This is a genomic window from Chitinophaga sp. XS-30 (assembly GCF_008086345.1).
In the GTDB taxonomy this organism is placed as follows: domain Bacteria; phylum Bacteroidota; class Bacteroidia; order Chitinophagales; family Chitinophagaceae; genus Chitinophaga.
This window is the reverse complement of sequence record NZ_CP043006.1, coordinates 5,240,238-5,265,277: the sequence shown is the minus strand read 5'-3', so window position 1 is coordinate 5,265,277 and position 25,040 is coordinate 5,240,238. Positions and strand designations below refer to the sequence as shown.

At 47.5% G+C, this 25,040-nt stretch carries 21 protein-coding genes, 1 tRNA gene and 2 pseudogenes; 12 read left to right on the top strand and 12 right to left on the bottom strand.

What is annotated here, in order from left to right:
- The first annotated feature begins 8 nt into the window (after nt 1–8).
- From FW415_RS21175 to FW415_RS21155, 5 genes are all read left to right on the top strand, one after another.
- Nucleotides 9–3,458 carry a SusC/RagA family TonB-linked outer membrane protein gene (locus FW415_RS21175; RefSeq protein ID WP_168208924.1) on the top strand — a complete coding sequence of 1,150 codons (3,450 nt, stop codon included), beginning with the start codon at nt 9–11 and terminating at the stop codon, nt 3,456–3,458.
- Between the two features lie 12 nt (nt 3,459–3,470).
- Nucleotides 3,471–4,955, top strand: a complete 1,485-nt coding sequence (locus FW415_RS21170) for a RagB/SusD family nutrient uptake outer membrane protein (RefSeq protein ID WP_148389010.1) — start codon at nt 3,471–3,473, stop codon at nt 4,953–4,955.
- A 67-nt stretch (nt 4,956–5,022) separates the two neighbouring features.
- Entirely contained in the window at nt 5,023–6,108 is a 1,086-nt protein-coding gene (locus FW415_RS21165; protein WP_148389007.1) for a TlpA disulfide reductase family protein, read from the top strand.
- Between the two features lie 21 nt (nt 6,109–6,129).
- A complete protein-coding gene (locus tag FW415_RS21160; RefSeq protein ID WP_148389006.1) occupies nt 6,130–7,437 on the top strand; it encodes a TlpA disulfide reductase family protein in 1,308 nt (435 codons plus the stop codon).
- Nucleotides 7,438–7,534: 97 nt separating this feature from the next.
- On the top strand, nt 7,535–8,941 hold the full coding sequence (locus tag FW415_RS21155; protein WP_148389004.1) for a TlpA disulfide reductase family protein: 1,407 nt from the start codon (nt 7,535–7,537) through the stop codon (nt 8,939–8,941).
- Nucleotides 8,942–9,106: 165 nt separating this feature from the next.
- On the opposite strand, the gene rsgA is transcribed toward FW415_RS21155, so the two are convergent.
- The 7 genes from rsgA to FW415_RS21120 all read right to left on the bottom strand — a co-directional run bounded on the left by rsgA (nt 9,107) and on the right by FW415_RS21120 (nt 16,687).
- On the bottom strand, nt 9,107–10,168 hold the full coding sequence (gene rsgA, locus FW415_RS21150; protein WP_148389002.1) for a ribosome small subunit-dependent GTPase A: 1,062 nt from the start codon (nt 10,166–10,168) through the stop codon (nt 9,107–9,109).
- Nucleotides 10,169–11,141: 973 nt separating this feature from the next.
- Entirely contained in the window at nt 11,142–12,056 is a 915-nt protein-coding gene (locus FW415_RS21145; RefSeq protein WP_148389000.1) for an AraC family transcriptional regulator, read from the bottom strand.
- 9 nt (nt 12,057–12,065) lie between these two features.
- The gene (locus FW415_RS21140) at nt 12,066–12,899 is read right to left on the bottom strand and encodes an SDR family NAD(P)-dependent oxidoreductase (RefSeq protein ID WP_148388998.1); all 834 of its coding nucleotides are present in this window, start codon (nt 12,897–12,899) and stop codon (nt 12,066–12,068) included.
- Between the two features lie 93 nt (nt 12,900–12,992).
- Nucleotides 12,993–13,946: an alpha/beta hydrolase gene (locus FW415_RS21135; protein WP_148388996.1), complete on the bottom strand. Its 954-nt coding sequence runs from the start codon at nt 13,944–13,946 to the stop codon at nt 12,993–12,995.
- 236 nt (nt 13,947–14,182) lie between these two features.
- The gene (locus tag FW415_RS21130) at nt 14,183–15,013 is read right to left on the bottom strand and encodes an SDR family oxidoreductase (protein ID WP_148388994.1); all 831 of its coding nucleotides are present in this window, start codon (nt 15,011–15,013) and stop codon (nt 14,183–14,185) included.
- Nucleotides 15,014–15,057: 44 nt separating this feature from the next.
- On the bottom strand, nt 15,058–15,801 hold the full coding sequence (locus tag FW415_RS21125) for an SDR family NAD(P)-dependent oxidoreductase (RefSeq protein ID WP_148388992.1): 744 nt from the start codon (nt 15,799–15,801) through the stop codon (nt 15,058–15,060).
- A 7-nt stretch (nt 15,802–15,808) separates the two neighbouring features.
- A complete protein-coding gene (locus tag FW415_RS21120; RefSeq protein ID WP_148388989.1) occupies nt 15,809–16,687 on the bottom strand; it encodes an oxidoreductase in 879 nt (292 codons plus the stop codon).
- An 83-nt stretch (nt 16,688–16,770) separates the two neighbouring features.
- Between FW415_RS21120 and FW415_RS21115 the strand changes: the two genes are divergently transcribed.
- On the top strand, nt 16,771–17,127 hold the full coding sequence (locus FW415_RS21115; RefSeq protein WP_148388987.1) for a helix-turn-helix domain-containing protein: 357 nt from the start codon (nt 16,771–16,773) through the stop codon (nt 17,125–17,127).
- A 75-nt stretch (nt 17,128–17,202) separates the two neighbouring features.
- Here FW415_RS21115 and FW415_RS21110 read toward each other — a convergent pair.
- Nucleotides 17,203–17,496: pseudogene (locus FW415_RS21110) on the bottom strand (transposase); the annotation flags it as partial.
- Between the two features lie 128 nt (nt 17,497–17,624).
- Here FW415_RS21110 and FW415_RS25075 point away from each other — a divergent pair.
- Together FW415_RS25075 and FW415_RS25800 are read left to right on the top strand one after the other, a co-directional pair.
- Nucleotides 17,625–17,798 carry a hypothetical protein gene (locus FW415_RS25075; RefSeq protein ID WP_168208923.1) on the top strand — a complete coding sequence of 58 codons (174 nt, stop codon included), beginning with the start codon at nt 17,625–17,627 and terminating at the stop codon, nt 17,796–17,798.
- Nucleotides 17,785–18,567: pseudogene (locus tag FW415_RS25800) on the top strand (recombinase family protein); the annotation flags it as partial. The gene FW415_RS25075 and the pseudogene FW415_RS25800, both read left to right, overlap by 14 nt.
- A 733-nt stretch (nt 18,568–19,300) precedes the next feature.
- Here FW415_RS25800 and FW415_RS21100 read toward each other — a convergent pair.
- Both FW415_RS21100 and FW415_RS21095 read right to left on the bottom strand, forming a co-directional pair.
- Nucleotides 19,301–19,384 (bottom strand) — tRNA-Leu (locus tag FW415_RS21100).
- Between the two features lie 31 nt (nt 19,385–19,415).
- On the bottom strand, nt 19,416–20,435 hold the full coding sequence (locus FW415_RS21095) for an MBL fold metallo-hydrolase (protein ID WP_148388985.1): 1,020 nt from the start codon (nt 20,433–20,435) through the stop codon (nt 19,416–19,418).
- A gap of 32 nt (nt 20,436–20,467) precedes the next feature.
- On the opposite strand from FW415_RS21095, the gene FW415_RS21090 reads away from it, so the two are divergent.
- The 4 genes from FW415_RS21090 (at nt 20,468) to FW415_RS21075 (ending at nt 23,807) form a co-directional block, all read left to right on the top strand.
- Entirely contained in the window at nt 20,468–20,869 is a 402-nt protein-coding gene (locus FW415_RS21090) for an MmcQ/YjbR family DNA-binding protein (protein WP_148388983.1), read from the top strand.
- Nucleotides 20,870–20,960: 91 nt separating this feature from the next.
- Nucleotides 20,961–21,305: a DUF1801 domain-containing protein gene (locus FW415_RS21085; RefSeq protein ID WP_148388981.1), complete on the top strand. Its 345-nt coding sequence runs from the start codon at nt 20,961–20,963 to the stop codon at nt 21,303–21,305.
- A 217-nt stretch (nt 21,306–21,522) separates the two neighbouring features.
- Nucleotides 21,523–22,752, top strand: a complete 1,230-nt coding sequence (locus FW415_RS21080) for a PAS domain-containing sensor histidine kinase (protein WP_148388979.1) — start codon at nt 21,523–21,525, stop codon at nt 22,750–22,752.
- Complete coding sequence (locus FW415_RS21075) at nt 22,749–23,807, top strand: response regulator (RefSeq protein ID WP_148388977.1); 1,059 nt, start codon at nt 22,749–22,751, stop codon at nt 23,805–23,807. Before FW415_RS21080 ends, FW415_RS21075 begins: the two co-directional genes overlap by 4 nt.
- Nucleotides 23,808–23,867: 60 nt before the next feature.
- On the opposite strand, the gene FW415_RS21070 is transcribed toward FW415_RS21075, so the two are convergent.
- Together FW415_RS21070 and FW415_RS21065 are read right to left on the bottom strand one after the other, a co-directional pair.
- The gene (locus FW415_RS21070; protein WP_148388975.1) at nt 23,868–24,182 is read right to left on the bottom strand and encodes a hypothetical protein; all 315 of its coding nucleotides are present in this window, start codon (nt 24,180–24,182) and stop codon (nt 23,868–23,870) included.
- A gap of 13 nt (nt 24,183–24,195) precedes the next feature.
- Nucleotides 24,196–25,023, bottom strand: a complete 828-nt coding sequence (locus FW415_RS21065; protein ID WP_148388963.1) for a universal stress protein — start codon at nt 25,021–25,023, stop codon at nt 24,196–24,198.
- Nucleotides 25,024–25,040: the final 17 nt, after the last annotated feature.

Here is a 25,040-nt window from a genome sequence, read left to right as displayed (position 1 = left end):
TGCTCGTTATGCGATTAACCACCGTGTTATTAATTGCATGTATGCAGGTGAGTGCCTCGGGCTTTGGACAGCAGATCACCATCAACCAGAAGAACGCATCCCTGGCGTCGGTTTTAAAAGCCATCCGGAAACAAAGCCAATATGACTTTTTCTATGACGGGAGAATAATTCCCAAAGGCAAGTTCATCGATGTAAACCTGAAAAATGCGGATATCGACGAAGCGCTCAGATCCGTGCTTGAAGGCATATCGCTGACTTATACCATCAACGGGAAAATAGTAACGATCATCAGGAAAACCCCGGCTGAAGCGGCTGATAGCGGGCAGGTCGCGGAGCTGATCGAGGTGCGGGGTAAAGTGGTGGATGAAAACGGCAAGCCGATGTCGGGGGCATCCGTGTTTGAAAGGGGGTCCAGGAGCAGGACGACCACGGATGAGCAAGGCGAGTTTATACTGCGGAACATCGAGGACAATGCCACCATATTCATCGCTTACGTAGGTTATCATCCCGTAGAACGCGCTGTTGCCCGCGATCTTGGAACGATAAAAATGGAGCGGGCCACCGGGAAGCTGCAGGAAGTTGAAGTTTTCAATACAGGTTACGAGAAAATTGACCGCTCCCGGAGCGCCGGATCGTTTTCCAAGCCCGACCTGAAAATAATGCGCAACCGCACCACCAGTACCAATGTGCTCTCGCGCCTCGAAGGCCTCATTCCCGGTTTGTCCAGCGGGAGCGGCGGGCAATCGGGAGGAATGGTCATCCGCGGTTCCACTTCCATCAATGCCGCAACGGAACCGCTGGTGGTTGTTGACAATGTGGAAGTTCCGAATATCAATTATGTGAACATGCAGGACGTGGAAGATATTACCGTTTTGAAAGATGCCACGTCTGTTTCCATATGGGGCGCCAAGGCCGCCAACGGCGTGATCGTGATTACCACCAGGAAAGGCAAGGCCGGCGAGGCTTTGAGGGTGGATTACGATGGTTACTATTCCTTCAACGGAAGGCCCCGCCGGGATTACCTGCCCGCCTGGACCAGTAGCGGGTACATCAACAGCCAGCAGGAGATATTTGGCCTTGAAGCCGCCGGCACCACCTATGCCGCCGCAAGCGCCCTTGGTCTTTTGCCTCATAAACAGGTCCTCTGGGACCAGCAACGGGGTTTGCTGACGGCGGGGCAGGCGCAGTCTAAGCTGGACAGCTTGTCGCAGCTCGACAATTGGAGCCAGCTGGATGATTTCTTTGTGCGTTCTGCCGCTGAGTATAACCAGACGATTTCCGTTTCCGGCGGAGGGAAAGTACATTCCTTCTACGGTTCGCTGAACCATGTGGGCACCCGTTCCAATGTTCCCGGCGAAAGAATGAACCAGTTTAAAATCAATCTGCGCAATGATGTGAACTTAGGGAAGCGGGTGAAGCTGTACCTGAATTCCGATCTTACCAATATCACCAGCAGCAGCAAAGGTTCCGGCGGGAGCGGCACGCCGCGCTATCAGCTGTACCGCGATGCGGCCGGTAATGCGCTTAATATCAACTACATTTCGCCCTGGGGCGTATTTGTGCCGCCCAGCGAAACCATGCGGCAGGATTACCAGGCGCGCAGCAGGGTCAACCTGGATTACAGCCCCCTCCTCGAACTGGGCCGGCGCAGCCAGCGCGGGAATATTCTCGCTGCCAGGCTCGTGGGCGGCGGTACCATCGACATCCTGAACGGCTTGAAATTTACCGGCACCTACGGTTATAACATCACATCGGTTAATGACCGGGAGGTACTGGATGAGTCCAATTGGATCGTGCGGCGCGACCTGATGATGTACACCTCGGCCCCAACGGTGGCTTCCACGCCAGTGTACTACCTGCCGCAGTTCGGCGGAAGGCTGAATACGACCAACTCGCTGGACAGGGGCTGGACGGTGCGGAACCAGTTGTCTTATGCCAGGCAGTTTGAAGATCACTGGCTGAGCGTCATGGCGGGACAGGAAGCGACGCACCACCAGGGGATGAACAGCATTGCCACGTATTACGGCTGGGATGACCAGTTGCAGGTGTCGCGGCCTGTGGATTTCGCCACGCTTGCCACGGGCTTTACCGGCGTTGCCGGGCCTACGGGCACTGATGGCCTTGCCTACAACGTTGGAGGTGGTGAAGGGCGCGCAAGCAGAAGGTCCTCTTACTTCGCAACGGCTGGTTATACTTATTTGTCCAAATACACCTTGAACGCGAGCTGGAGAATCGATCAGAGCAACTTGTTCGGGCTGGACAAATCGGCGCAGAACCGGCCAGTGTACAGCATTGGCGGAAAATGGGCCTTAGGCTGGGAAGCGTTCATGCAGGGCTTTACGGCACTGAACAGGCTGGATGTCCGTTTCAGCTACGGGATCACGGGGAATGCTCCGAACGTAGGGCAGGCGGCCTCGTTCGACATTCTTGAGTCGGAAAGTAATGCAAATGCTGTGGGAGGCGCGGGCCTGATCCTGTCCGTTCCCGCCAATGACAAGCTGACGTGGGAGAGGACGCGGGTGTATAACGCAGGTGTCGATTTTGCTTTCTTCAATAACCGGCTGAGAGGTTCGGTTGACGCATATATCAAGCATACCTCCGATCTCATCGGCACGCTGTTCACTTCGCCTTTAACCGGCTATGCCAGCGTAACCGGGAACTTCGGCGATTTGCAGAATAAAGGGGTAGACCTGCTCCTGAATGCCATAAACATCCAGACGAATGATTTCCAGTGGGGAACGAGCCTGGTGATCGGGTATAACCGGAACAAGCTCACCAGGCTGAACATCAATCCGCCCACTACCGGGCCGGCAATGGTGGCAGCTACCATGATGGTAGGCCGCCCGTTGAATTTACTGTATTCCTATCACTACGCGGGCCTGAATGGCGAAGGGGATCCGCTGGCCAGGCGCGCGGATGGATCGCTGACCTCCGAGCCCAATGTGACAATGCCGGAGGATATCGTTTACAGCGGGCTTACCCAGGCGCCCTGGAATGGTGGCTTATCCAACAATTTCCAGTACAAAAACTTCAACCTCTCCGTGAATATCATTTACAGTTTGGGTTATAAGATGCGCGACCCGCTGAACGGACTGGATCCCGAGAACCCCGAATTCAACGATCGCTGGCGGAAACCGGGAGATGATAGCAGGACAGATATTCCCAGGTATGTCTTCCTCGCTTCCGAGAATGCCACGCGGTACCTGTGGTATTACACCTACGCCCACACCCGCGTACTGAACGCGTCCTATGCCAAAATCAGGGATATCAGCCTGGGATATGATCTCCCCCGGTTTGTAGTGAAGAAAGTCAATGCCCAGGCAGTCACCTTGCGTTTCAATCTGTCCAATTTGCTGATCTGGACGGCCAATGACCGTTTTTACGACCCGGAGAATGGCGTGGCCCGGTCAAGGCCTGCCCAGGGAACCGTTTCAGTAGGAGCACACGTTTCATTTTAATCATTTACCATCATGAGAACATTCAAACCAAGATATATTCATTGCCTGGTGCTTTTTGCAGTACTCGCGCCACAGTTATCCTGTAAAAAGGAGTTCCTGGAGATCGTGCCTAAAGGGCAGCAGATCGCTACCATGACGAAAGACTACCGGCAGATACTGAACACGAATTACCTGACGCAAAGCAATGCAAGCGTCTATATGGGCGATGAACTAGCGGCGTTGCAGCCTTTTATCAATGAGCACACGCTCCGCGCGCAGCGCCTGTTTAAATATGCGGAACGTATTTATGAAGCGGACCAGCTGCCTGAAGAGATGAGTTCGGAAGAAGGATACATTCGCAGGCTGTACGTTTTCAACAAAATCATCAATGAAGTGATGGATTCACAAGGGGGCACCGAAATGGAGAAGAAGGCGATTCTCGCCGAGGCGAAAGCCGGCAGGGCCATCTGCAACTTCTTGTTCCTGACCGATTTTTCCACGCCTTACAATCCGGCTACGGCGGCTACGGAATTGGGCATCCCCGGGCTCACCAAAGCTGATGTTACTTTGACGGATTTTAAAAGGCAGACGAAACAGGAAAGCTATGAACAGATCATAAGCGATCTGACGGACGCGATTCCCGATCTCGGGCCGCTGGAGCACCGGCGGAAAATCTCCAGGCTGGCGGCGCACTTTTACCTGGCGCGTATTTATATGGCCATGCAAAATTTCGACGCCGCGAAGCAGCAACTGGATGAGGCTATTGCCGAAATTCCCAAATCCACCATTCCCCTGGCCTTATATGACTACAACAAGGTGCTGGACCCGGATGCGGACGAAACCTGGTTCCCATTGTTGCTCGGGCTGTTCCTGGTCGGTTCTCCACAGCCGGCGGAAAACACCCAAACCATTTATAACATCCAGGTGTACGCGGTGTCTTATGTGGGCGGGAATGCAAATGCTTTTTTGCTGTCTCCGGCTACCATCGCACTGTTTGATCCGCAGGACAAGCGCCCCAATATGTTCGATCCGCTGGAATTCAATGGGTCCGCCACCTTCCCGTTGGGCATGCGGCACCCCATTGGTTTTGGGACCCCGGTTGGCCCTTCTTTACCCGATTTGTATCTGATGCGGGCAGAATGCCGGGCGCGCGCCAATGACCTCGCCGGGGCTGTTTCCGATGTGGAACTGCTCAGGGCCCAACGCACCGGAGCGCCCGCCGTGCCGCCGGCAGCCGCCGCCAGCAAAGAAACTCTGGTTAGATATATCCTGGACGAAAGGATCCGCGAATTCGCATTTACGGGGCTTCGCTGGCTGGATATGAGGCGCCTGTCGGTAGATCCGGTATATCATGATCACGTCCGTTACGCCCACGAGGTGCGCAGCATTGAGGATGTCAACAGTGATGGCGTAGCCGGAGATGTCGTGGAAACACATGAGCTGGATCCCAAACGGTTTGCACTGAAATTCGGCGAACGGATGCTCCGGGAAAGTAAAGGGCTCGAAGAAAACCCATAATCATAAAACAACCATTCCGGATCGCCGCTGTAAGAGCGGCGATTCACCACTTTAAAAAAAGAAGATCATGAAAAGACTGGCAGCTTTATCAATAGCCTTTGCCATACCGGTCATCGGCCTAGCACAGACCGCGTACGATATCAGGGGAGTAATACCAGCCAACCACAAGGCCACAAGAGCAGTGATGTCTTACCCGCCCGACGATAAAGGAGGAGAATATGCGGCGGATACGACCGCCATCATCGATGGTAAATTCCGGTTTAAGGGAACGATCGGCAGGCCGCAACTGGCGGAGCTGAATCTGATCATTCCCCATCCCGCAGGGGAGCCGCGCCAGCGCAGTCAGGACGGGGAAGAGGGCAATAATATGAAGAATGTTGGCCTGTTCTACCTGGATGGATCGATAGATGTCACCTTCGATACCGCTGGCATGGCATCCTACCGTGGTGGCGGGAAGGAGCAGGAAGCCTGGATGTCCTATAGCCAGGAAGCCGTAGCCAGGAGCAAGACGCAAAGCGCCGCCGGCGGAATGCGGTTCTATGAAGAACTGGTTGCCGATATGGTCAAACGATTCCCGGATACTTACGTCAGCGTTGACCTGATGGACCTGTTTACGCAAAGCTCCATTCAACCCGGGCTGGTGGGACCGATGTACAATACCCTGAGCAAAAGAATGCAGCATTCCGAAAAGGTATTGGGTTGGAAACCGCGGCTTGACCGGGCGATCCAGGCAACGTCGGGTACCGTCACGGCGCCTGTTTTTACCATAAACGACACGGAGGGGAACCCCGTTTCACTGGCTTCCTACAAGGGCAGTTACGTGTTGGTGGATTTTTGGGCCAGCTGGTGCGTTCCCTGCCGGGCGGAAAATCCGAATGTGCTGGCTGCATATGAGAAGTTCAGGGACAAGGGCTTTAAGGTCCTGGGCGTTTCACTGGACGATAACAAAGACCGGTGGTTGAAAGCCATCGCTGAAGATAAATTGCCGTGGAAGCAGGTGTGTGATTTCAAGGCGTTCAAAAGCGAGGTGAAGGAGTTGTATGACATCACATCCATTCCAGCTAACGTGCTGGTGGACCCCGATGGCAAAATTGTTGGCAGAGATTTAAGAGATGAATATCTGCACCAGCGACTTGCCGAAGTGATTAAATAATTCGTGATAAAAGATAACAAGATGAAAAAGTTAATCGTATTACTGTTGATTTCCAGCGCAGCTTTCGCGCAACAACACACAAATAAAAAGCACAACTTCGAGGATTTTAACCTTATTGCGGACATCGGGGAGCAAGAACGGTATTATAATGAGATGATCCGGCAAAGCCTGCCGGGAAAGCTGAAGCCGGAAGTGGATAACGAATGCCGCGCGCAACTGGCCATCGGTTGGCTGACGAAAGGCGATATCGGGCGGTATGAGCATTATATGCGTACGAATCCAAAGTTTTCGGTCATCAAGCTCGTTGATCTGACCTATACGCTGGAGTATATGGTAGATGAGGACAAGCACATCAAGGTTGTGGAACAGGCTTCCCGGGACCTGTTGGAGAAACTGGAGAAAGGCGTATTGAGCGACGGGGTGGGAAGGACGCAGGTGTTGCTGGAAGTGAATGCCCTGGCCAATGCCAGGCTGGGTAATGTAGATGTGGCGATGAAGAATATCGCCAGATCGGGTGAGCAAAAGGACAATACCAGGGAAATGAAATATTTCAAGGATTCAAAATCGAAGTATCTCACCCGCTATTGCCTGATTTTATCGGCTGCCGGTGAAAACAAAAGAGCATTGGATACACTGACCAAAGCCATCCGCAATGCGGATTCCAATCCCAAAATGGTCGCTGTGTACAAGGATATTTACAAGAAAGTGCATGGAAGCACAAAAGGTGTTGACGAGTTAATTAAATCATTGCAGGAGAAGGCTTACCAGGATTACTACAAGGAAGTCGAAAAAACGTATATCGCGAAGGAAACAAAAACCATCACCGGAGAATTCCCTGATCCTTCAGGCAGCGGAGAAATGCTGACGCTTTTTAACGCCGACAAGCCTGTGAAGGACATTGCCTTGACGAACCTGGCAGAGCAGGAGGTGAAGTTTGCTGATCACGCCGGAAAAATTCTGGTGCTGGATTTCTGGTCAACCGGCTGCACTCCCTGCGTAGCAGCGTTCAGCGGTTTTGAACGTGTGGTGGCCGACTACAAAACCGAGCCGTTTCAACTGTATGTTGTCAACTTGTTCGAGGCGCTTCCGACGGTTAAAGTATTTGTCGCCAGAAGAGGGATTACCCTGGATGTATTGCGCGATGAGCCGAATACGGCTTTCAATATCATGGGAACACCCACTAAAATAATTTACGATCCCATGGGGAATATCCGTTTCTATGCGATGGGTTATGCAGGTTCCACGGACCGGGAATACTATAAGCTCAAAGCAATGGTGGAGATTGTGAAGGCACGTAATGCTGTTGCCAAAAACAATCAAAACAGGTAGGATCGCTATGAAGTTACTGAAAATGGGTTCCTTTTGTTTGGCCTGCCTTGCCTTTACAAATTATTAAAGAATTTATAGAAAGAAACCCATCCTGAGCATGAAAAAGTTAATTGTGATAGTCCTGTTGCTTGCATCAACAGGCGTTATGGCCCAGCAGCAATCCGGGGAAAATCCGCAGCTGGAAGCACTGAAGGCGGAAAAGAGCCAGCCTGCTTTACAGGCAAAAATCAAGACCCTGGAGAACGGCAGTGCCGAAGATCTGGATATTTTGATTCAATTCTACGCGGAAGATCCGGTTAAAAGGGCTGGATACATCAAGCGTCTCGTAAAAAAGTACCCGGAAAGCCAGCCCGCCATGATGGCGCGGCTGCGGCCTTTTATGAAATTGACCAAAGCGCAGGAAGGGGAGGGTTTGCTCCGGTCGATGATGAAGGATTATCCCGGAGTTAATCTGGATATCGAGAAAACGCTGGTGGCCTGTCAATATGCGGAGATTCCCGATACGGCCAACGTGATGCGGTATATCAACATGATAGCGATTCCGGCGGCGAAAGTAGGAGGATTGATACAGGTGCTGGATATTATCGCCGACTTCGATAACGCTACCGCATTGCATCTTGCCGCAAAGAACCTGGAAATGGTAAAAAAGACAAAGCAACTACCTGCGCAGGGTTCAGTTACGAAAATTGATCCTCAAACGATGTATTACCGCTATATCAATACCTATGCAAAACTGCTTTTTAAAGCGGGTGATAACGATGAAGCATACAAGTTTACCACTGAGGCCTACAACAACATCCGGGAAAAGGATGAAGTTCTGGTGGAGAACTACGCTTTCCTGTCCAGCCTGAACGGCAGGCACGGGGAGGCGCTGCCCGTGCTGTCCAAAGCCGTGAAAGAGGGAAAATTTGAGCAGAGGTATGTCGATCAGGTCAGAAAGGCTTATGCGCATTTGCATCCGGGGAAAGACGTAGACGCTTATATAGCGGATCTGCAGCAGGACTTTATCGATAAAATAAAGGCACATGTGGCTACATTGCTGATCAACGAAGCCGCGCCGGAATTTACGGTGACAGACGTGAACGGCAGGAAAGTTTCGTTGGCGGATTTTAAAGGAAAGACGATCGTACTGGACTTTTGGGCAACCTGGTGCGGCCCATGTGTGGAATCGTTTCCCGCAATGCAAATAGCGGCTAACCGGTATGCCAATGATCCGGACGTGAAATTCCTGTTTATTCATTGCTGGGAAAATGTTGCCGATCCTTTAACAGATGCAAGGAATTTCCTGAGCAAGCGCAACTATACATTCGATCTTTACATGGACCCGGTGGATCCGGACACTAAGCGCAGTCTTGCTGCCGATGCGTTCAAGGTCAACGGAATACCTGCCAAGTTCATTATAGACGGTAAGGGCAGGATACGTTTCAGTGTATCAGGGTTTTCGGGTAAAGCTGAAGCTGCTGCGGAAGAGGTAGTGCAAATGGTGGAGATGGCCCGCAAATAGATGCTGTTTTTCGGACTGGAAGCCGCGCCGGTCGTATGATGGGCGCGGCTTGTTGTATTGACGGATAACTGTGTTCTACTGCTCCTTCAAGCTGGCTAGGCGGATCTGTCTTGAAAATAGCGGCCTGTGTATTTACAGGCCGCTTTGCTTTCATGATTACGGGTATCAGTATTTGCTGTCTTTGCGGTGCCTGAATACCTGCTTCGCCATTTTAGTGAACTGCTTTTCATCTCGCCTTCTATCCGCTTCGCTGGCCTGGAAATGGTATTGCTCACGCAATAGTTTCAGATAGCTGCGGTGTACCGGCTCAGGCAATGTGCCATTGCGGACAGCTGCTATGACGGCGCACCCAGGCTCGTGTTGATGGGTGCAATCGCCAAACCGGCATGTTGAAGCCAGCTCATCTATCAGGGGGTGATGTATCCCTTCGCTTCCGCCCTCTTCCGTAACGCCGAACTCGCGCATCCCCGGCGTGTCGATGACCATGCTGCCATTGGGAAGCAGTATGAGATGCCTGGCGGTGGTGGTATGTTTTCCCTTGTTGTTGGCAGTGCTGGTAGCGCCTTCTTCCTGTAGCCTGTAGCCCAGCAGGCTGTTGAGCAATGTGCTTTTGCCTACGCCCGACGATCCCAGCAGGATGTAAGTATGCCGCGGCAGGAGGTATTGATTCGTCCACTCTTCTTGCTGCGTATGATTCACCGCACTGGTGAATATCACCGGGCAATTGTATCCCAGTTCCTGTACCGCTTGCCGGTACGTTTCCGGATTGGTTACGAGGTCTGCCTTATTGAGAATGACGACAGGCTGAATGTTGCACTGCACGACCTGCTGCAGGTAACGTTGCAACCGCATGAGGTTATAATCGCGGTCGAGCCCCTGCACGATAAACGCCGAATCGATGTTGGCAGCAAGCACCTGCCGCTTACTTTGCGTACCGGGCGCTTTGCGGCTGAGCCAGTTGATGCGCGGCAGTGTATCGATGATGATGCCTTCATTATCGTATCGTTTCACGAGCACCCAATCGCCTACTTTGGGATAGGCTTCCGGTTCGCGGCTGTTGATAAGCGCGCCGGAGAGTTGCGCTTCTACGTTGCCTGTTCCGGTGATCAGCAAATGTATAAATCCTTGTATGGAGAGGACTCTCGCGGCTTCGAGATCCTGAGATGTGTTTGTTTCGAAATGATGCATAAAATGCTCATTCCATCCGTACGACTGTAGTGCCGACATAGTACAAAAATTCTGTCTTGCGTATGCGGGTAGGCATAGCAAACCGGTTTCAATAAATTAATTGAGGACTTTCAACGCAGGTAGCCGGTGAGTATTACAGCGGGAATGCTTTGTGGGCCTGCGTTAGGGGACAATGATCGACAAGAGGTGATATGTTGATTGGCGTGTCATGAGGCATAAAGATAATAAAATATTGCGTAACGCCCGGAGCCAATTTCACCCCTGATCATGGATATAACGGCAGTATTTCGCACGCATGAATGAGTCGGCGGAGCTTGTATTCAAACTGGATAAGGGTTTGCGGGAAAAAGAAAATGGACAAACCAGAAGAATTTCCGATTTGTCCACTTTGGTGCCCCTTGGTGAACAATTTTCGAACTGGTTTTTTACCGACTTGAAAAAAATGTCGGCGATTTTAGTATAGGGTTTATTTACATATACTTTAGTGCCGGTTGAAATTCCAATTAGTAGGCTTGCTAGGACGAGCTGGAAAAGTTGAATGATATTGTATCTTTAGAATATAAAAATACCATTTTCAATGGCTTGGGAAGCAACAGGCGCTATTTGTGCTATTATGATTTAATGAAACTGCCATATATATTACGTAGGATGACCATTTCAAACACTAAAAGCAATAGTTATTCAGGCTATTGCTTCAATCTCCACTTCTGCTTATTTTATTTGGGATTTTAATGGCATACGCATACTTATTGCAAGGCGAATAAAAAGCACCTGCATTACTTGGTAAAATCTTTTTGTACTTATTTAATTTGTGATTGCTACTATTTGTTCTTACAATACCTATTAGACTGCTTCTGAACCATCGTCATAAGAACTATGAATCTCTACATTCCTTTTAAAATGCCCTCCGGGCAGGGAAGGGCATTCCAAAAGGAAAAAGGATTCAGGGGCAGCGTCAGATCAAGCTTCAGTTTCGCCAGTCAACTGTTAGATTAAATCCGAACTATTACATTTAATTAAACGAAGTCCGAAACTCCAAAGGCGTTTGATTAGTCCTATTTTTAAATAATTTGCTGAAAGATTGCGCATATTCAAAGCCGAGTTCAAACGCAATTTCGCTCACGGTACGATTTGTTGTAGTGAGCATGTATTTTGCCCGTTCAATTATTTTGTCTTGTATATGCTGTTGGGTGCTTTGCCCTGTAAGATTTCTCAACATATCGCTCAAATAATTGGCAGACATATTTAATTCGTTAGAAAAAAACCGAACGGACGGAATACCTTTTTGTTGCAGGTATCCGTTGTTTATATAGTCTGCCAATAATTTTTCAAACCTAACCAGAAAATCATTATTTACCGCTTTCCTCGTGATAAATTGACGATTGTAAAATCGGTTGCAATAATTCAAAAGCAATTCTATTTGAGAAATCAAAATATCCTGACTGTAAACATCAATGCCCGAAATGTACTCTTTACGGATAGTGTCCATTACGCTTTCAATTATATTTGATTCTTCACTAGACAAATGCAACGCTTCATTTACAGCATAGGAAAAGAAACCAAATTGTTGAATATTTTTATCCAAAGGGTATGTTCTTAAAAAATCGGGGTGTATCAGCATTGTCCAGCCTTTCAACTGTACATTATCCGCTAATTCAGATACAATAACTTGTTTGGGTGCGTGAAATACCATTGCACCTTCCTGGAAATCGTAAAATTGCTGACCGTATTTCATTGTTCCGTCGTAGTTGATTTTTCGGCTAATGGTATAAAAATCATACGTTTTATACTTCAACCTTTCATCATTTAAATTTCTAATGCTATCGTGATTGATAATACTCATCAAAGGATGTTTTGGCTTTTCAATACCTAACAAACTATGATACTCCGAAATCGATTTTATGCTATACGGTTTTTCCATTTTCATTCAGTAAGTTTATTCCAAATTAGTAGACATAGAAATGTGCCTATATGCTTCAAATTCTTCGAGGTTTTTAGCCATTTTATCCGTTATCATTTTATAACTATCCGTACCTAAAATTAAATGTACAGGTGGTTTTTCCATATTAGCCAAATTAAGCAATTCAGTTACCAATTTTTTAGGGTCGCCCGCTTGTGTTCCCGCTCTGGCAGAATAACTTTGAAATGTTTTATCGCTATCGTATTCTTCTATTCTGTGCTTTGTGTAAGTTAATGAGCCTTCATCAAGGAAATTAGTTCTGAAAGAACCAGGTAACACAACCGTCGCTTTCACATTAAACGGTGCAATTTCTAATGCCAATGATTCCGTAAGCCCTACCATTGCAAATTTCGAAGTAACATAACTTCCGATATGTGCACCTGCAACATAGCCTGCCGCAGAAGCGATATTGATAATATGCCCCGAACGCTGCTTTCTAAATTGTGCCATTGAAGCCCTGATGATATTTGCTGTTCCGAATAAATTTACATTTAATGCTTTTCTAAATTCGTCATCGGTTAATTCTTCCAAACTACCAATAAATGAAAATCCCGCATTATTAACCGCTACATCTAGTCCTCCAAAATGTTCAACTGTCTTGTTGATTGCCTGTTTAACATCTTCGCTGTTTGTAATATCTAATTCAATGGGCAGAAAATTGTCACTTTCAATGCCAACACTTTGTTTTAATTGGTTTGTATTTCGTGAAGCTGCTGCAACTCTTTCGCCTTTATCCAGCAATAGTTTTGTCAACAACAGCCCCATTCCTTTTGAAGCTCCGGTAACAAACCATATTTTTTGATTCCTCATATTAACCTATTGATTTTTCCTGTATAAAATCCGCTATCTGATGAATAACAATAACCATAAAATTTTTCGTAAAATTCCTACGGTTTATTTCGCTTAATACTTTTTGAGAAATTCGTCAATTTTATCTATTGCAGGGTCAAGATATTTATCTATATCGTACAAGTCCATATGTGATGCACCCTCTACAACAAACCATTCTTTTTGCCCTTTTGCCATTTCATAAACTTGTTTGTCCATATCGTGCGTAAACGCCTCACTTCCTGCAATTACCAAAAATGGTGTTGTGAAATACTTCGCCTGATTTACAAATACTCTCGCAGGGTCAACTGGCATGCCGATAGTAGGGTAATAAGGCGAATAGTTGGGAATTTTATCTTGTCCTGCTCTGTTGAAATAATACTCATAAGCGTCTTTCAGTGCTTTTGAAGAATTTTCTGGTGGTGGTATTGGCATTCCACCAAATGTGGGTGCAGTGTCGTATTCGCCCGTTTCGTAGTAACGTTGTTTGCCTTCTGCCGCAACTTCCAACATGTTGTCAAGCACTTCTTTGGGATAAGCACCAAATAAACTTGCGGCAGCATCAAAATTACCTACAAGTGTTGCAACGGCTTTAATCCGAACATCGCCAATTGCTACATTGCAGATATAAGGTGCACCCGCACAAGCTCCAAGTCCATAAAATTTCTCTCTGTCAACAAATTTTAAAGTCCTCAAAAAACTAATCGCATCTGTTGTATTGGGAATCATATTGTGCATCGATTCGTAGTTTCTTACTTCGCCCTCACTATCACCAAAATTTATAGGGTCAAAAACCAAAAAGGCATAACCCTTGGCAGCAAGTTTATTACCATAAGTTGCGCCAGTTTGTTCTTTAACCTGTGTACCAACACGTGTATATATGATAGTTGGATACTTCTTCTCACTATCAAACCCTTTGGGTAAATATAAATCTCCCGCCAATTTGTAACCTTGGCTCATAAAATAAACCCTGTTCTTTCCTTCCTCTAACTGCGTATAGTCCACAGTCAAAACTTCTTGATTTTTCATTTTATTATTATTTAAATTCTTGTGTAATTCTATTTGAGAGAAACACGTTGTATAAACGCACATTATAATGGTTGTTGTGAAAGCGATATGTTTCACTTTCCTGGACAACCATAAATTCCGGTTTTTTGTACGTTTGTTCATCTAACTTTCACTTTTAAATTTCTAAATCAAAAATGAGGAATATCAAGAAGCGGACTGTATCCAAATCTCTTAGGGTTGTGTTCAAATACAGGATTTTATTCAAATCCGGTTGAGAAGCTCAACGCTTTCAGTTGTTCCAGATTTTCAAGCTGAGATTTGTAATAATTTACAGCTCTTTCATAGGCATCTCCCCCCATCAGCAAATGCAAAGGAGCATTTTCCTTTCCCGCAGTATCAATTAAAATCTTAACCAGTTTATCGGGATTTCCTGGCTGTTGTCCGTTAAATTGATTCATAGCATCAACCAGATGTTGTGTACCGTATGCTTCAATTTTATTTTGGGCTACCGGAAATGCGCCTAAAAAATTTGTTCTGAAAAGCCCCGGAGAAACAATGGTCACTTTCACATTGAATGGTTTTGCTTCCAGCGCCAATGCTTCAGAGAATCCTATCACAGCCGATTTAACAGCGTTGTAGCTTCCTGCACCTGCATCGGCAGAATAACCCGCAGACGAAGAAAAATTGAAAATGTGCCCGCTTTTTTGTTGTCGGAAATAAGGCATTACATTCCTGATTACATTTTGGAATGCAAACACATTCACAGCCACTGACTGCTGAAATTCTTTGGCAGAAACTTCCTCTAATGCTCCCAAAAGCATATAACCTGCATTGTTTACGGCAACATCAATTTTCCCAAAAGTTTTTACCGTTTCATCAATTGCCGCTTTTACTTCGTTATCGTCGGTTATATCAACTGTAAGTGCTAATAAATTCGGGGTCTTACCGATTTTTTCTTCAATGTTTGTTTTATCTCTTGAAGTTGCGGCAACTTTATACCCATTGTCTAATAATTGCTTTACAAGTGTTAAGCCAAAACCATTTGAAGCTCCTGTTATAAACCAAACCTGTTCTTTTTGATTACTCATCTTAATATAATTTTTATTGTTAATGCGTTTTATTGAAAAATTGTTTATTTAAGTCCTCCTGAGACTTCGATGCGGCTATCGGTTAAAAATTCCGAATCGTCGCTTGCCAAAAACACGGCTACTTTAGCTACATCCTTCGGAAAACCCATACGACGTAATGGAGTGGCTTTTATATATTGTTCAGCAACGCCACCACCAAAATCAACCTGTGTTCCTTCAGTTTCAATTGCTCCCGGAGCTATAGCATTCACGCGAATATTTTTTGGGCCTAATTCTGCGGCAAGCGCGTGTGTAATGCTTTGTACGGCACCTTTAGTTCCTGAATAAATTGAATAGGTAGGTACGCCTTTTTCACTCACTACCGAAGTCATATTAATAATACTGCCGCCTTTTTCACCAAAATATTTAACTGCTTCTCTTGTCGCCAAAAGATTCCCAAGAACATTGATACTGTAATGACGGTTGAACTCCTCTACGCTTATTTCTTCTATAGGGATTGATTTGAAAACACCCGCATTGTTTATCAAAATATCCAAACGACCAAACGCTGTATTTGCTTCTTCAAACATCTTCTTTACTTCTGCTTCTTTTGAAACATCGGCATATATTGCAATAGCTTTACCGTCCTTTGCGATAATTTCATTTACGATATTTTCTGCGCTTACTTTATCACTTGCGTAATTGACTACTACACTGGCTCCTTCCTCGGCAAATGCTCTGGCAATACCCGCACCGATACCTTTGGATGCCCCTGTTACAATGGCTACTTTTCCTTCTAATTTTTTCATTCGATTATTATTTTACTTTTAAAATAGCTTGTCTTCTCTCTTCAGAAAGCCACGGATTTTCTACATCATCAAAGTCGGTAGAAATGCTTATGGATTTCCATTTCTCAAATTCTGCTTTTCTATCTGCATCAACGACTTCTAAAATAGCCACAGCATCTGAACCCAAAACCAAGTGAACAGGTGGTTCTGGATGTTCTACCAAATCAATTATAACTTGTGCAGCTTTGTCAGGATTTCCTAACGGCATAATGTCTTTGAGATAATCTTTAAGAGATTGCAGGATATTTTTGTAATCATCAATTGGTTCGGCGTAAGTCATTGAATTGCTTGCCCAATCGGTACGAAAACCACCTGGTTCAATAGATGTAACTTTGATGCCAAATGCGGCAACTTCTTTACTTAAAACCTCGGTAAATCCTTGTAAACCGAACTTTGCTGCCTGGTACATAGAAAATCCTGCGGAACCAACTCTACCACCAACTGAACTCACATTTAAAATGCTGCCTGAACGTTGTTTACGCAAATAAGGCAACACGGCTCTTGTAATTTCGATAGGTGCATATAAGTTCACATCTAACTGGCTGTTCATCTGCTCATCAGTAAATTCCTCTATAGCTCCTGTAATACCAAAGCCCGCATTGTTTACCAACACATCAATTCTTCCGAAGTGTTTTATCGCTTGCTCTACGGCAGAATGAATTTGTTTTTTGTTTGCTACATCTAATTGTAACGTGAGAATTTGATTTGGGTATTTCTCTACCAAATCATTTAATTGTTGTGGAGTTCTTGCTGTCGCAGCAACGTTGTCGCCTTTTTCTAAAACAGCTTTTGTTAAACTCTTGCCCAAACCTCTTGAGCTTCCTGTAATAAACCAAGTTTTACTCATCCTTATCAATTTTTATTTGTCTTCAACAAAAGTATCCACAAAAAGATATACTTTTGTTACCTGTATACAAAAGGATACTTAAAATGAAAGAGCTTAGAAAAGAAGAAGAGTGGAATTTTCAGGATAAAATAAAATTTGTGCAAGACACACATTTTGTACTTGGCGGTAAATGGAAACTGCCTATTATCATTTCTATTTATAACGGACACAATCGCTTCAACGAAATTTTGCAATCAATTCCGAAAATTACAAATCGTGTTTTATCGAAAGAATTAAGGCATCTGGAAGAAAATCTGTTAGTTTCCCGAAAAGTCTATGATGATTATCCTGCAAGAATAGAATATACACTTACGGAATATAGTAATAGTGTTACTGAAGTTTTGGTAGCTATGGAGAAATGGGGAAAACAACATCGGGAAAGAATTAAAGATAAGATGTAATAATGTTAGTAGATATATTTAGGCACTATCTCATTAACTGTGTAAGTTTCAAAAATCGGAGTTTCGTATTTGTACCTATAACTTGATTCTATTTTCAAAAATAGTTAAAAACTGATGGAGGACAACGCCCCAGTTCCTAATAGGCATAGTCCATTTCTTTGTCACCTCCCGTAAGGCCAGGTAAACGGATTTAAGCACCGCTTCATCCGTGGGGAAAGAGAGTTTGTTTTTAGTGTATTTCCTGATCTTTCCATTAAGGTTTTCGATCAGGTTTGTAGTGTAAATGATTTGACGGACCTCAATGGGGAAGTCGAAGAAAACGGTTAGTTCTTCCCAGTTTTCCTTCCAGCTTTTGATAGCATACCCGTATTTGCTGCACCATCATCCCACACAATTTTATTGCGAAAGAGAACTTCTTTTCTTCTTTCATCAGCTCCGGTTAAAGGGCTGCTGACAGGTGTAATGAACGGGTTGAACAAGATAACAAAAGGTGCAGGATGGATTACGCGGATGAAGGAAAAATTACGGCAGGAAAAGTACAGGTGATGCTAAAGGAACAAGGTATGGAAATGTCCCTGCATCAAGCGGAAGCTATGCTCGATTTTTTACGGGATATTGCCGACATTATGATCGATAATTATTTACAAGAGAAGACTTATGAAAACTGTTGACCTTTATATCCGTGTCAGTACAGATGAACAGGCTGAAAAAGGCTATTCTCAACGCGATCAGGAAGAGCGTTTGAGAAAATATTGTGAACTGAAATCCTTCCTGATCCGTCGCATTGTTTTTGAGGATCATTCAGCCAAAACTTTCAACCGCCCGGAATGGCAAAACCTGTTGCTGGATTACAGGCGCAAACGTAACAAAGTTGACCTGGTGCTGTTCACCAAATGGGATCGTTTCAGCCGTAATGCCGGGGATGCCTACCAGATGATCAGCCTGCTCTACAAGGCTGGCGTGGAACCACAGGCCATTGAGCAACCGCTGGACCTCACCGTACCGGAAAACAAAATGATGCTGGCCTTCTATCTCGCCGCTCCGGAGGTAGAGAATGACCGCCGGGCGCTGAATACCCTGCACGGCATGCGCCGTGCCAGAAAGGAAGGCCGCTGGATGGGACAGGCGCCTGTGGGTTATGCCAACCGCATCACCGAACAAGGCAGAAAGTACATCGCTATCAAAGAACCGGAGGCTGATATTATGAAATGGGCATTTGAAGAACTGTCCTTAGGCCGCTTCAACACTTTGCAGGTGTACCAGCAGGCAAAGCAAAAAGGGTTGAATATATGCCGTGCGCACTTCTGGTCAATCATCCGTAACCCGGTGTATTGCGGGAAGATTTTCGTTCCTAAATATAAGGATGAGGAAAGCTGTTTTGTGAAAGGCCAGCATGAGGCATTGATCTCCGAAGACCTGTTCAACCGGGTACAGGACGTGATCGATGGCCGGAGCAGGGATACCTACCGCCCGAAGATCGTCACAAGGGAAGAATTTCCATTGCGGGGTATCCTCTGTTGTCCCCAATGCGGCAAGCTGCTTACCGCCAGCAAATCCAAAGGATACAGCGCCTATTATACCTATTATCATTGCAATGCCCGTTGTGGTGTGCGCTTCCGAACGGAACTGGTGGAAGATCGCCTGAAAGGTGAATTAACCCAATACATTCCAAAACAGGAAATAGCCGGGCTGTACCAAACCATCATATACGAGCAATACCGGAAGAAGATGCAGGCGGGAGCCACAGGTAAATCGGAGATCATGAAAAAGATACGCGCCACTGAAACTGCCATGAACAAGGCTAGGGAGTTGCTTATAAAGGAGGATATTGATGCCGACGACTTCCGCATCCTGAAAAAGAAATACAACGATGAGCTGGCCGCACTGGAAAGCCAGCTATCCACTATTGCCACGCAACGCGATGACGTGAACGGCCTGCTTAAACAAGGCATCCTTACATTATGCAAACTGGATGAAGCTTATGAAAAAGCAAATGCAGAAAAGAAAAAGCGGTTGATCAGTTCGATTTACCCGGAAAATCTGGTGTTTCACGGTACAGGTTTTCGAACTACGCGGATCAACGCGGTCGTCCAATGTATCTACCTGATCAATAAAGCGTTAGGGGAGAAAAAAAACTGGAAAAGCCGAGAGATTTACGACTTTTCCAGTAAGGTGCCCAGAACTGGATTCGAACCAGCACACCCTTGCGAGCGCTGCGACCTGAACACAGTGCGTCTACCAATTTCGCCATCTGGGCATTCCGTGTTAGGGAGTGCAAATGTAGCGCATTATTTCAAATTTCCAAAAGTTTTCAAATTCTCCCACCAGCGTTCATCAGGCGTATTGTCCCGAAGGATCACCGGTTCCCCGATCCGGGGCGTAGTGATCTTCATTCCCTGTGCTCCCGCGGCGGCTACCACACGCGTGGCCGGCTCGTTCCAGGGATGGTAGGCCAGGGCGAATTTGCCCCAGTGCACCGGCTGCATGATGTTGGCATCCAGGTCCAGCGCCGCCTGCACTGCCTCTTCCGGGCTCATATGGATGTACGGCCAGTCGGGATTATACTGCCCGGTTTCCAGCAGCGCCAGGTCGAATGGGCCGTATTTTTCGCCGATGACTTTGAAATGACTGTCGTACCCGGAATCCCCGCCGATATATATCCGGTTTCCGGGCAGTTGCAGCACGAAGGAGGCCCAGAGCGATCCGCCGCGTTTAAGCCCCCGCCCGGAAAAATGCCGTGCGGGCGTTGCCGTTAACGAAATGCCGTCATCCACTTCCTCCGTATCCCACCAGTCCATTTCCGTAATGAGATTGGCCGCTATCCCGCATTTTACGAGGTCTTTCCCCACGCCCAGCGCGGTGTGAACGTTCCTGACCCGGTGCTGCAGCCGGCGCAGGGTCTGCTGGTCCAGATGATCGTAATGATTATGGGTGATGATGAGCAGGTCGATTTCCGGGAGATCGTCCACCGTATAGATGTTTGAGCCGGGAAAGGCTTTCACCAGAAAGGAAAAAGGGGAGGCGTACCCGCTGAACACAGGGTCTACCAGGATATTGAAACCATTGTGATGAATGAGGTAGGAGGAATGGCCGAACCACACGATGACCGGGTTCCCGGCCGGCAGGGCCTTCAGGTCCGTCCGCACGGCAGGCAACGGTTCCGGGGGATAAACCGTGCTGCTTTTGCTGAAGAACTTCAGCAAAAGCCTGAAATACGATGCATCCGGGGACATCAGGCTGGTGGGGGACTGGTTCTGGAAAATGCCATCCCGGAAATTCGGGGACTGCCATGCTTTAACACGTTTCATCTATCAGGATATTTCCAACCAATTTACGATCAATGTCGCATTCTTACAATTCCGGATGGCCGGCGGATGTTTACCTTTGCGATATGGTCACTGTCAACACATTCCGCCGGATCTGCCTTTCTCTCCCTGAAGTGGAGGAAGTGCTGCATTGGGGCCACCCGGCTTTCCGGACCAAACGGAAGATATTCACCACGCTGAGGGAGCAGGAGCGGCGCGCCAATTTTGGCTTTACCCCGCAGGAGCAGGCGGCTTTCTGCCAGGCGGACAGTGAAAGCTTCTTCCCCGTTGAAGGCGGTTGGGGGCGGCAGGGCTGGACCACCGTTGATCTGCAAAAAGTGGAGGAAGCGATGCTTTCCAACGCCATTCAAAGCGCCTGGTATGGCGCCGCGCCTCCGAAGCTGCAGGCCGCATGGCGGGAGAAGAACGGGCTGTAATGCAAACATCCCGCGGGAAGGCCGCTTTCCCGTAACAACACTGTAGCATAACTTCCGGAAAGCCATTATCTTGCGGGAAATCCCCTTCTCCATGAAAGCAGACATAGACGCATTTTATCATTACAAAGAAGAGCCTGCCAAAGGCTGTCTTATAGCACTAAGACAATACATCCTGCAGTTTGATGCCCGCATCACCGAAGAATGGAAGTACAAAATGCCTGTTTTCTGCTATAAAGGCAAAATGTTCTGCTATCTCTGGATGCATAAAAAGACACAGCAGCCTTACATCGGCATTGTACAGGGCCACCGGATCGATCACCCTCTGCTGATCCAGGAAGCCCGGGCAAAAATGAAGATCATGATGATCGATCCGGACAAGCCGCCCCCGTTCAGGACCATCGGCAGTATCCTGAAAAAAGCCGCCCGGTTCTATTGAAAGAAAGTGGCAGCGGCAGCATATGTAAGGAATATCATCTTCCCTGATGATCCTCATCAGCTTTTCTATCCCGTTGAATGACCATCTTTGCACTATCGGGCATACAAATTGTCTTTTAGTGTTTTCATAAGATACGGATAGCGCCGCAGATTCTTCTCCGGCGTTTTTTTTTATATATGAGGCCCGTCACGATAAAAAAAAATGTAGATTTGGTTTCATGGAAGCTGTCAATGAAAATGGTCATATCGGGTTTGATGTATTGTTCAATCATGCCACACTCGGTATCCTCGTTACAGACCCTTCGGGGAGTATTGTGCTGGCCAATCCTTTTCTGCTGAAACAATTTGGTTATACCCGCGATGAACTGATCGGGCAGAAGGTGGAAAAGCTGATTCCCGCGCGATACGGGCATCGCCATGTACATCATCGTGAAAAGTTCAACCAGCACCCGCACAGCCGCCCGATGGGCATTGGCTTCGATCTGTTTGCCACACGGAAAGACGGATCGGAATTTCCCGTAGAGATCAGCCTCGGCACAAATAAGACACAAGACGGCCAATATGTGGTGGCCTTCGTGAGCGATATCTCCCTGAGAAAGGAATCCGAAAATGCATTGAAGGAATTGAATGCCGCGCTGGAGCAGAAAGTGGCGGAGCGTACGGAAAGCCTTTCGGAAATGGTCTCCCGGCTTAACCGCCAAATGGGGGAGATCGAGAAAAAAGACACGGAACTGCGCAATGCCTTGAAAAAGGAGAAAGAGCTGAACGAACTGAAATCAAGGTTCGTGTCCCTGGCTTCCCACGAGTTCAGAACGCCCCTCAGCACAGTGCTGTCCTCCATTTTCCTGATCTCCAAATACGAACATACGGATGAGCAGCCCAAGCGGGAGAAGCACATCCAGCGTATCGTGTCTTCCGTCAATATGCTGACGGATATCCTCAACGATTTTCTCTCCGTCGGCAAGATAGAAGAAGGGAAGATACAGGTACGGCTTTCCACATTCAATGTGGAAGCACATATTACAGGTATCGTACATGAAATGAAGGAGCTGGGCAAAAAGCAGCAGGAGATCGACTATGTGCATAGCGGGGATCAGATGTTGCATCTGGACCAGGGGCTGCTGAAGCATATTGTGCTCAACCTGCTGTCCAACGCCATCAAGTTCTCGCCGGAAAACTCCACGATCCGGGTGCGTACCGAAAATGCCCCCGGCCGTTTTATGGTACAGGTAAAAGACGAAGGCCTGGGGATATCCCCGGAAGACCGGCAGCATCTCTTCGAGCGCTTTTTCCGCGGTTCCAACGTAACGAATATACAGGGCACAGGCCTGGGGCTGCACATCGTTGCCAAATATGCGGAGCTGATGAACGGCGCCGTCACCTGCGAAAGCGAGGAAAACAAGGGCACCACCTTTACCGTGACTTTAAAAACTGACGAACCGATATGAACACTATCCTTCTTATAGAAGATAACCCGGATATCAGGGAAAATACCGCCGAGATACTGGAAATGGCCAACTACAAAGTGCTGACCGCCGCAGATGGCATGCAGGGGGTACACATGGCCTTTGAGCATAAACCGGACCTGATCATCTGCGATATTACCATGCCGGTGCTGGACGGGTACGGCGTACTGCATATGCTGCACAAGCGGAATGCATTGCACAGCACGCCATTTATCTTTCTGACGGCCAGGACCGAGCGGTCGGATATGCGGAAGGGTATGGAAATGGGGGCGGATGATTTCATTACCAAACCCTTCGATGCCATGGAACTGCTGCAGGCCATAGAAAGCCGTATTAAAAAAGCGGCCCTGCTGAGGGAAGAGTTGTCCGAAGGGCTGGGCGGGCTCAATTCCCTGCTGTCCGTTGCCACCGGCCGTGATCAGCTGGCGGCGCTGAAGGAAGAGCGGAACACCAATACCTATAAAAAGAAACAGGTCGTGTACACGGAAGGGAACCACGCCTCCTACCTTTATTTTGTACTGCGGGGCAAAGTGAAAACCTATAAACGGCATGATAACGGTAAAGAACTGATCACCGGCCTGTATAATGAAGGCGATTATCTCGGCTACACCACTTTGCTGGAGTCCAGGATCTATCAGGAAAGTGCCGAGGCCATGGAAGATGCCGAGCTGGCGCTGATCCCGAAAACGGATTTTGAAGACCTGATCAACAGCGATGCCGCTGTGCTGCGGAAGTTCATGCAGCTGCTCACAAAAAACATGGTGGAGAAAGAAGAACAGCTGCTGGGGATTGCCTATAACTCGCTGCGGAAGAAAGTGGCTGACGCTTTGCTGGTGCTGGACAAGAAATATAATACGGATAACAGCGATTCCTTCAGCATTGATATCAGCCGGGATAACCTGGCAGCGGTAGCAGGCGTTGCCAAAGAATCACTGATCCGCACACTGGGGGATTTCAGGGATGAAAAGCTGATCAATATCCGGGAAGGGGAGATATTGCTGCTGGAACGGAAACGCCTCAAAGAAATGGTGAACTGAGCGGGATATGCCGGCCGGCTCACTGGCAGCGCTTGCTGCTATGGCCTCCGTCCGCCGTTTTTAGCTGCTATCCGGCAGATCACCGCACAGCACCTTAATGTGTTCCAGCTCCTGCTTCATTCTTAAAAGGTCCTGCTCCAGGGTTTCCATCTGTATACCATTAGGCTTATATTGCTGATACAGCATCACCAGGTCGTGATGCAACAGCGCCAGTGCCTGGTCATTTTGCAGGAACTGCAATTGCAGGTATTCCGCTCTATCCAGAAAATCCTTTGTGGTATCCAGTTTCAAGGCGTTGGTAAGCCTTTGCTTCAGTTGAATATTTTCCAGTTTTAGTTGTTCCAGTACTTTTAAGTAATTTCTCCTCTTTTGCATCGTCTTCTTCTTATTACTTGTTATGCGCTATAAAAAGCGGGGATTCCAGCGATCTGATCAGTACATCGGCCATGCTCTCCCTGAACCAGCGGGAAACGGCGCTGCGCTGATAGGCCCCCAGTACGATCAATGAACCGGGGCTTTCTTCCAGCAGATGGTGCTGTATTTCCTTTTCCGCTTCCCCTTTCAGTATTTTGTAGGTGGCACGGGGGCAATGCCGTTTCATGAATTCCTTCATCAGTTTGTTTTCCGGAAGGTGCAGATTGTCGTCCTTTACGGTGATCACCTCTACCGGCAACTCCCGGGGCATAATGCCGGTGAACATCTTGATGGCGAATACGGAAGCCGGTGCGCCGTCATACAGCATCACCACTTTTTTGATGGGCGTATATTTTTCAGGTGTTACCAGCACGGGGCATTGCACTGCTGACAGCAGGTCCCGCAGGAACCTGGCGGGCGGTGGTTCCTCTATCCGGCTGAATGAATCCCGGGAACCGATCACCAGGAGGTCCGCATAAATGCTTTCCTTCAGCAGGTCCTGCAGGGCGATAGCAGTATCCCGGCGTACGGAATACTGGATGCCGGCTTCCTGGCAGGCCAGTTCGAAATCCTTCACGGCCAGGTCCCGGATCTGCCGGTCTTTCTCCGCCAGCTTCCGGAGTTTTTTCTCCGAGAATTCCCCGCCTTCTATTACCTCGTACATACTGAAGCTATTCCGGGTGAAGTCATCCAGGAAAATGCCTACCAGGTGGGCCTTAATATCTCCGGCCAGTGTTATGGCGGTTTGTATGGTGGTCTGATTAAGCCTCAGGCCGTCAAGGGCAGCTATGATCTTTTTCATATGTAATCTTTACGGGT